9 protein-coding genes are annotated in these 7,046 nt (G+C 71.5%); all 9 read left to right on the top strand.

Features of this window, described 5'->3' with window-relative positions:
- Nucleotides 1-169: 169 nt before the first annotated feature.
- On the top strand, nt 170-391 hold the full coding sequence (infA, locus tag PLP61_RS10770) for a translation initiation factor IF-1 (protein WP_011757309.1): 222 nt from the start codon (nt 170-172) through the stop codon (nt 389-391).
- A 53-nt stretch (nt 392-444) separates the two neighbouring features.
- Nucleotides 445-558: a 50S ribosomal protein L36 gene (rpmJ, locus tag PLP61_RS10765; RefSeq protein ID WP_004008316.1), complete on the top strand. Its 114-nt coding sequence runs from the start codon at nt 445-447 to the stop codon at nt 556-558.
- Between the two features lie 331 nt (nt 559-889).
- A complete protein-coding gene (rpsM, locus tag PLP61_RS10760) occupies nt 890-1,264 on the top strand; it encodes a 30S ribosomal protein S13 (protein WP_324502713.1) in 375 nt (124 codons plus the stop codon).
- A gap of 85 nt (nt 1,265-1,349) precedes the next feature.
- Complete coding sequence (gene rpsK, locus PLP61_RS10755) at nt 1,350-1,757, top strand: 30S ribosomal protein S11 (protein WP_324502712.1); 408 nt, start codon at nt 1,350-1,352, stop codon at nt 1,755-1,757.
- Nucleotides 1,758-1,787: 30 nt separating this feature from the next.
- Nucleotides 1,788-2,396 carry a 30S ribosomal protein S4 gene (rpsD, locus tag PLP61_RS10750; protein ID WP_324502711.1) on the top strand — a complete coding sequence of 203 codons (609 nt, stop codon included), beginning with the start codon at nt 1,788-1,790 and terminating at the stop codon, nt 2,394-2,396.
- A gap of 97 nt (nt 2,397-2,493) precedes the next feature.
- Complete coding sequence (locus PLP61_RS10745) at nt 2,494-3,510, top strand: DNA-directed RNA polymerase subunit alpha (protein WP_324502710.1); 1,017 nt, start codon at nt 2,494-2,496, stop codon at nt 3,508-3,510.
- A 113-nt stretch (nt 3,511-3,623) separates the two neighbouring features.
- Nucleotides 3,624-4,181, top strand: coding sequence for a 50S ribosomal protein L17 (gene rplQ, locus PLP61_RS10740; RefSeq protein ID WP_324502709.1), 558 nt, complete (start codon nt 3,624-3,626; stop codon nt 4,179-4,181).
- A gap of 45 nt (nt 4,182-4,226) precedes the next feature.
- Nucleotides 4,227-5,141 (top strand): carbohydrate kinase family protein, encoded by a 915-nt coding sequence (locus PLP61_RS10735; RefSeq protein ID WP_324502708.1) that lies wholly within the window; start codon nt 4,227-4,229, stop codon nt 5,139-5,141.
- 26 nt (nt 5,142-5,167) lie between these two features.
- Entirely contained in the window at nt 5,168-7,042 is a 1,875-nt protein-coding gene (locus PLP61_RS10730; protein ID WP_324502707.1) for an MSCRAMM family protein, read from the top strand.
- Nucleotides 7,043-7,046: the final 4 nt, after the last annotated feature.

Here is a 7,046-nt window from a genome sequence, read left to right as displayed (position 1 = left end):
GTCGCCTCCTGGCTCCGGGCTGCCCGCACCACGGCCCGACGCTCCCGTCTCGGGGGTGGCGCGTGCCTGTTCCGGGACGGGGCCCGCGCGACGGCGGCACGAGGTCCACCCCGCGTGCGGGGAGGTTCGCGGGCCGACGGTGGACAGTGACCAAGGGATTGCGGAGGACATGCCGAAGAAAGAAGGCGTGATCGAGATCGAGGGCACCGTGGTGGAGGCTCTCCCGAACGCGATGTTTCGGGTGGAGCTGAGCAACGGCCACAAGGTCCTCGCCCACATCAGCGGCAAGATGCGCCAGCACTACATCCGGATCCTCCCCGAGGACCGGGTCGTGGTGGAGCTCTCGCCCTACGACCTCACCCGAGGCCGGATCGTCTACCGGTACAAGTGACCGCGCGCCCCGCGCACGGTCGCCTCATGCCCATCAGCCGAGGAACGTGAACCATGAAGGTCAACCCCAGCGTCAAGCCGATCTGTGACAAGTGCAAGGTGATCCGTCGCCACGGCCGCGTCATGGTGATCTGCGAGAACCCGCGTCACAAGCAGCGACAGGGCTGAAGCGCGAGACCGAGCGTGCGAGGTCGAGCTGCGAAGCCCTCGAAGGACACAGGGCTGAAGCGCGAGACCGAGCGTGCGAGGTCGAGCTGCGAAGCCCTCGAAGGACACAGGGCTGAAGCGCGAGACCGAGCGTGCGGGCGCGAGACTGCGCTTGCGAGACAACTGAATCCCACGACGTGATCGCTTAGCCGGACCGCAGCACGCCTGCGGCCGCGGTGAACCACCTCCGGAGCGGAAGGCCGGAGCCCGGGACAGGCACCCGGGACGCGACACGACCAGACACCTCCGCGCAACCACGGGGCCGCGGCCCCGCGAAAGGAACAGCCACCACATGGCACGCCTCGTTGGTGTCGACCTCCCGCGCGAGAAGCGCATCGAGATCGCACTCACCTACATCTACGGCATCGGCCGTACCCGCGCCCGCCAGGTCCTGGAGGCCACCGGGGTCAACCCCGACCTCCGGGTGCACCAGCTGGGCGACGAGGAGCTGGTCAAGCTCCGCGACGAGATCGAGGGCAACTTCAAGATCGAGGGTGACCTCCGTCGTGAGGTCCAAGCCGACATCCGTCGCAAGATCGAGATCGGCAGCTACCAGGGGCGCCGTCACCGCCAGGGCCTCCCGGTCCGCGGCCAGCGCACCAAGACCAACGCGCGCACCCGGAAGGGTCCCAAGCGCACCGTCGCCGGCAAGAAGAAGGCCAGGTAGTCCGCACCCGCGGGGCCGACGGCCTCGCGGTCGGACAGAGCCTCCGACTCGAACCCACCAGACCAGCTACCTCAGGAGAACCACGATGCCTCCCAAGAGCCGCCAGGCTGCCGGCGCCAAGAAGGTGCGCCGCAAGGAGAAGAAGAACGTCGCCCAGGGCGAGGCCCACATCAAGAGCACGTTCAACAACACGATCGTCACGATCACCGACCCCACCGGGGCGGTGATCTCGTGGGCCTCTGCCGGCACCGTCGGCTTCAAGGGCTCGCGCAAGTCCACCCCGTTCGCCGCGCAGATGGCCGCCGAGGCCGCCGGTCGCCGGGCGATGGAGCACGGCATGAAGAAGATCGACGTCTTCGTCAAGGGCCCGGGCTCGGGCCGCGAGACGGCGATCCGGTCCCTGGGCGCGATCGGCCTCGAGGTCGGCACCATCCAGGACGTCACGCCCACGCCCCACAACGGCTGCCGCCCGCCCAAGCGCCGCCGCGTCTGACCCGCGACCGACGAACAGGAGACCTGACCCATGGCCCGCTACACCGGCCCTATCACCAAGAAGTCGCGTCGTCTCGGCGTCGACCTGATCGGTGGCGACGCCGCCTACGAGCGTCGCCCCTACCCGCCCGGCCAGCACGGTCGCGGCCGGATCAAGGAGAGCGAGTACCTCCTCCAGCTGCGCGAGAAGCAGAAGGCCCGCTACACCTACGGCGTGCTCGAGAAGCAGTTCCACCGCTACTACACCGAGGCCTCGCGGCGCCAGGGCAAGACCGGTGACAACCTGCTGCAGCTGCTCGAGTGCCGGCTGGACAACGTGGTCTACCGCGCCGGCTTCGCGCGCACCCGCCGCCACGCCCGCCAGCTCGTCACCCACGGCCACTTCCTGGTCAACGGCAAGAAGGTGGACATCCCGTCCTTCCAGGTGACCGGCCACGACATCATCGACGTCCGGCCGAAGTCCCTGGAGCTGACGCCGTTCATCGTGGCCCGGGAGACCCACGGCGAGCGGGTGGTGCCGGCGTGGATGCAGGTCCTGCCGGCCCGGATGCGGGTGCTGATCCACCAGGTGCCCACCCGCGAGCAGATCGACCTCCCAGTCCAGGAGCAGCTGATCGTCGAGTACTACTCCAAGAAGTAAGCCCCGTGCCGGGGCCCCGCCCCGGCCAGCAGAACAGTCACCCACCTCTGCAGTCTGAGTCCGTCAAATAGCGGTCGGGCTCGGAAAGGAAACAACAGTGCTTATCGCTCAGCGACCGACCCTGTCCGAGGACGTCGTCGACGAGTTCCGTTCCCGCTTCGTCATCGAGCCGCTGGAGCCCGGTTTCGGCTACACGCTCGGCAACTCCCTGCGGCGCACCCTGCTCTCCTCGATCCCGGGCGCGGCGGTCACCAGCATCAAGATCGACACCGTGCTGCACGAGTTCTCGACCATCGAGGGCGTCAAGGAGGACGTCACCGAGGTGATCTTGAACCTCAAGGGCCTGGTGGTCTCCTCCGAGCACGACGAGCCGGTCACCATGTACCTGCGCAAGTCCGGCGCCGGGGACGTCACCGCCGCGGACATCGCCCCGCCCGCCGGCGTGGAGGTGCACAACCCCGAGCTGAAGATCGCCACGCTGTCGGAGAACGGCAAGCTTGAGATGGAGCTGGTCGTCGAGCGCGGCCGTGGCTACGTCTCGGCGGTGCAGAACAAGGGCGCCGACAACGAGATCGGCCGGATGCCCGTGGACTCCATCTACAGCCCCGTGCTGAAGGTGACCTACAAGGTCGAGGCCACCCGTGTCGAGCAGCGCACCGACTTCGACCGGCTGGTCATCGACGTGGAGACCAAGCCGTCCATGCGTCCGCGCGACGCGATCGCCTCGGCCGGCAAGACGCTGGTCGAGCTGTTCGGGCTGGCCCGCGAGCTGAACGTCGAGGCCGAGGGCATCGACATCGGCCCCTCGCCGGTGGATGAGCAGCTGGCCGCGGACCTGGCGCTGCCGGTGGAGGACCTGCAGCTGACGGTCCGGTCGTACAACTGTCTCAAGCGCGAGGGCATCCACACCGTCGGAGAGCTCATCTCCCGCTCCGAGCAGGACCTGCTGGACATCCGCAACTTCGGCGCCAAGTCGATCGACGAGGTCAAGGCCAAGCTGGTCGAGATGGGCCTGTCCCTCAAGGACAGCGGGCCCGGCTTCGACCCGCACGCCGTGCTCGCGGCGTACGGCGACGACGAGGACGACGCGTTCGTCGAGGACGAGCAGTACTGACACCCGCGGGGGGAGGACCCCCGCGGACCCCGCCCCGGGGCGCACCGAGGCGTGCCGCCCCGCAAGGAACTACCCGGGTACCTGACACGGCCCGGGAGAAATGAGTAGAGCAGATGCCCACCCCGAAGAAGGGTCCCCGTCTCGGCGGCAGCCCGGCCCACCAGCGGCTGATGCTGTCCAACCTGGCCACCCAGCTGTTCGAGCACGGTCGGATCACCACCACCGAGGCGCGCGCCCGCATGCTGCGCCCGATGGCCGAGAAGCTGATCACCAAGGCGAAGAAGGCCCCCCTCGGCACCGTGGAGAGCCTGCACCACCGGCGCGAGGTGCTCAAGGTCGTGCGCGACAAGTCGGTGGTGCACGTGCTGTTCACCGAGATCGCTCCGGGGTTCTCCGAGCGCCCGGGCGGCTACACCCGCATCACCAAGATCGGCCCCCGCAAGGGCGACAACGCCCCGATGGCGGTGATCGAGCTGGTGACCGAGCCCTACCAGCCGAAGCCGGCCACGAAGCCTGCGGCCAAGCCCGCCCCGGTCGCGGAGCCGACCGAGCCCGAGGCCGAGGAGACCGAGGTCGAGCCCACCGAGGCGGTCGAGCCCACCGAGGCGGCCGAGGCCGAGGAGAGCGAGCCCGCGGCCGCCGAGGCGGAGTCGACCGAGAAGGCCGACTGAGTCGCGTCGGCGGCGCCGAGCCCACCCGGGTGCGATAGTTGCCCCGTGGAACACGTCACGCTGGTGGTGGGTGAGGCTCTCGTCGACGTCGTACGGCGCGCCGACGGTGCCACGACCGAGCACGCCGGCGGCAGCGCCGCCAACACCGCCGTGGCGCTGGCCCGGCTGGACCGCCCGGTCCGGCTGCTGACCGCGTTCGCCGAGGACCACTACGGTCGGCTGCTCGCCGAGCACCTGGCCGCCGCGGGCGTCAGCCTCGCCGGTGACCCCGGGGCGGTGGACCACACCTCCTCGGCTGTGGCCACGCTCGGGCCGGACGGCGCTGCGTCGTACGTCTTCGACCTGCAGTGGCGGCTGCACCCCGTCGACCTCTCCGGTGTCGACCCCGTGTTCGTCCACACCTCCTCGCTCGCGGCGGTGCTGGCGCCGGGCTGCGAGGACGTCGCGGCGCTGCTCGCCCGGCTCGCCGACCGGGCCCTGGTGAGCTACGACGTCAACGCGCGGCCCTCGGTCACGGGGACCGGCCCGGACGTGGTCGCCGCCGTCGAGCGGATCGCCGCCCTGGCCGACCTGGTCAAGGCCTCCGACGAGGACCTCGAGGCGCTCTACCCGGAGCTGTCCCGGGACGAGGCGGCCCACCGGCTGCTGGCCCTGGGGCCTGCCGTGGTGGTGGTGACCGAGGGCGGTGAGGGCGCCTTCTGGGTCAGCCGGTCGGGAGCCGGTCGGGTCGAGGCCGTCCCGGTCACGGTCGCCGACACCATCGGCGCGGGCGACACCTTCGGCGCCGCGCTCATCGACGCCCTGTGGGAGCGCGGGCTGACGGGCGCCGCCCACCGCGACACTCTCGCTCGCCTTCCGGAGGAGGAGTGGCGTGGCATTCTAGGCTTCGCCGCAAGAGCCGCGGCCGTGACGGTGTCTCGCCCCGGGGCGGACCCGCCGTCCCGGCGTGAGCTCGACTGAGCACTGTCGTCCCAGAGGAAGGACCCATGACCGCGTCGTTGCGTCGTGTCCTCGGTGCGCTCGCCGTCCTGCTGGGCGCGACCGTGCTGCTGGCGCCGGCGACGCCGGCGGCGCCCACCAGCCGGGTGAGCGGCACGGTCAGCATCGTCGGCGACGGCACGACGCCGGTCGACGGCTGGGTCTACTTCTACCAGCTCGCCACCGGCGACCCCGACGAGACGTGCCCCGGCTCTGCCGACGGGGTGCTGCTCACCGACGGCGGCTTCTCGACCACCGCCCTGCCCGACGGGCGGTACAAGGTGCGGGTCAAGCTCACCACGATGGACGACTACAGCCGGTGGTGGGACGGCAGCGACGGCGGCAGCGCCGGCTGCCCGGCGGGCGTGGTCACGCTGTCCGGAGGGGACCCGGTCACCCTGGACCTCGCGGTGGAGCCGATCGCGCACGTGTCGGGCCGGGTGACCAACGGCGACGGCGACGCCATGGCCGGTCTCACCGTCGAGCGCACCCGGCTCGGCGTGGTGAGCTCCACGATGACCGGCGCCGACGGGCGCTACGACTTCGGCTACGTCAGGTCCGGCACCTCCGCGGTGGCGGTCGAGGGGGCCGGCGGCTGGGGAGGCGCCCAGCAGTCGGTGAGCGTGCCCGTCTCCGGCGAGTTCACCGTCGACCTGGTGCTGCCGCAGGCGGCACGGGTGGTGGGGACGGTGACCGACAGCGCCGGGGGAACCCCCGAGTTCGTGACCGCCACGGTGTACCGGATCAGCGACGCGGCGCTGATCGGAAGCGACCGCACCGACGCCCAGGGACGGTTCCAGGTCGGGGGCCTGGGAGCCGGTGACTTCGCGGTGGAGTTCAGCGACGGCCTCGGGGGCTACCCGACGACCTGGAACGGCGGAGCGTTCTCCCTCAACGGCGCCACCCCGCTTCCCACCGTGCCCGGAGAGGCGGTCCGTGCCGACGAGACCCTCACCCAGCTCCCCGGCCCGTGTGCCGGACCGGGCTCCCTCTGCCGGCTCTCCGGGGTGGTGACCAGCGCGGCCCCTGCCGAAGACCCGCTCGCCGGCATCCAGGTGACCGCGTACGCCGCCGACGGCACCGCCGTCGCCACCGACGCCACGGACCGCTCGGGGCGGTGGGGCCTGACCGGCCTGGGTCAGGGCAGCTACCGGCTGGGCGTGGCCCAGGGGAGTGTGCTGTCCTCCTACACGCCCGGCCTGGTCCCGTGGTACCCGGAGTTCTACCCCGACGCCTGGGGCTACGCCGACGCCGACCCGGTGACGCTCGGGGCCGGCCCGGTCACCGGCCTGGCCCTGGCGCTGGAGCGCGCCGGCCAGCTGACCCTGAGCGTCAAGGGCCCGCGGGCGAGCACCCTCGTCGACGCGGGCTACCGCGTCGTGGACCCCTCGGGCGACACGATGCTCGCGCACCCACCCACGACGGGGGACGGCAGCCAGCTGACGGTGCTGGTCCGTCCGGGGACCTGGAAGCTGCTCGTCCAGGGCCACGTCGGCCCGTCCCGCACCGGCTCCTCCCTGGTACCCCAGTGGTTCGGCGGGGGGACCAGCGCCGCCCTCGCGCCGGCGTACTCCTTCGACCCCGGCCAGACCCGGAACGGCGGCACCGTGCGGCTGCCCGGCGCCCTGGTGGCGACCACGCCGCCGCAGGTCACCGGCCTCCCCCGGGTGGGCCGGACGTTGCGGGTGAGCCACGGGCAGTGGAACCAGATGACCGACACCACGTTCTCGTACGCCTGGAAGCGGGGGCGGGCGGTGGTCCAGCGAGGGCCCCGCTACGTCGTCCGGGCCGCGGACGCGGGAGCCACGCTGACGGTGCGGGTGAACGCGCGCAACGGCACGCTCAGCACCCTGACCACCCTGTCGGTGCGGATCCGGCGCTGAGACC

The organism is Nocardioides sp. (genome assembly GCF_035429765.1).
Lineage (GTDB): Bacteria > Actinomycetota > Actinomycetes > Propionibacteriales > Nocardioidaceae > Nocardioides.
Note: the sequence above shows the minus strand (reverse complement) of the source record. Positions and strands in the feature narration are given on the sequence as shown.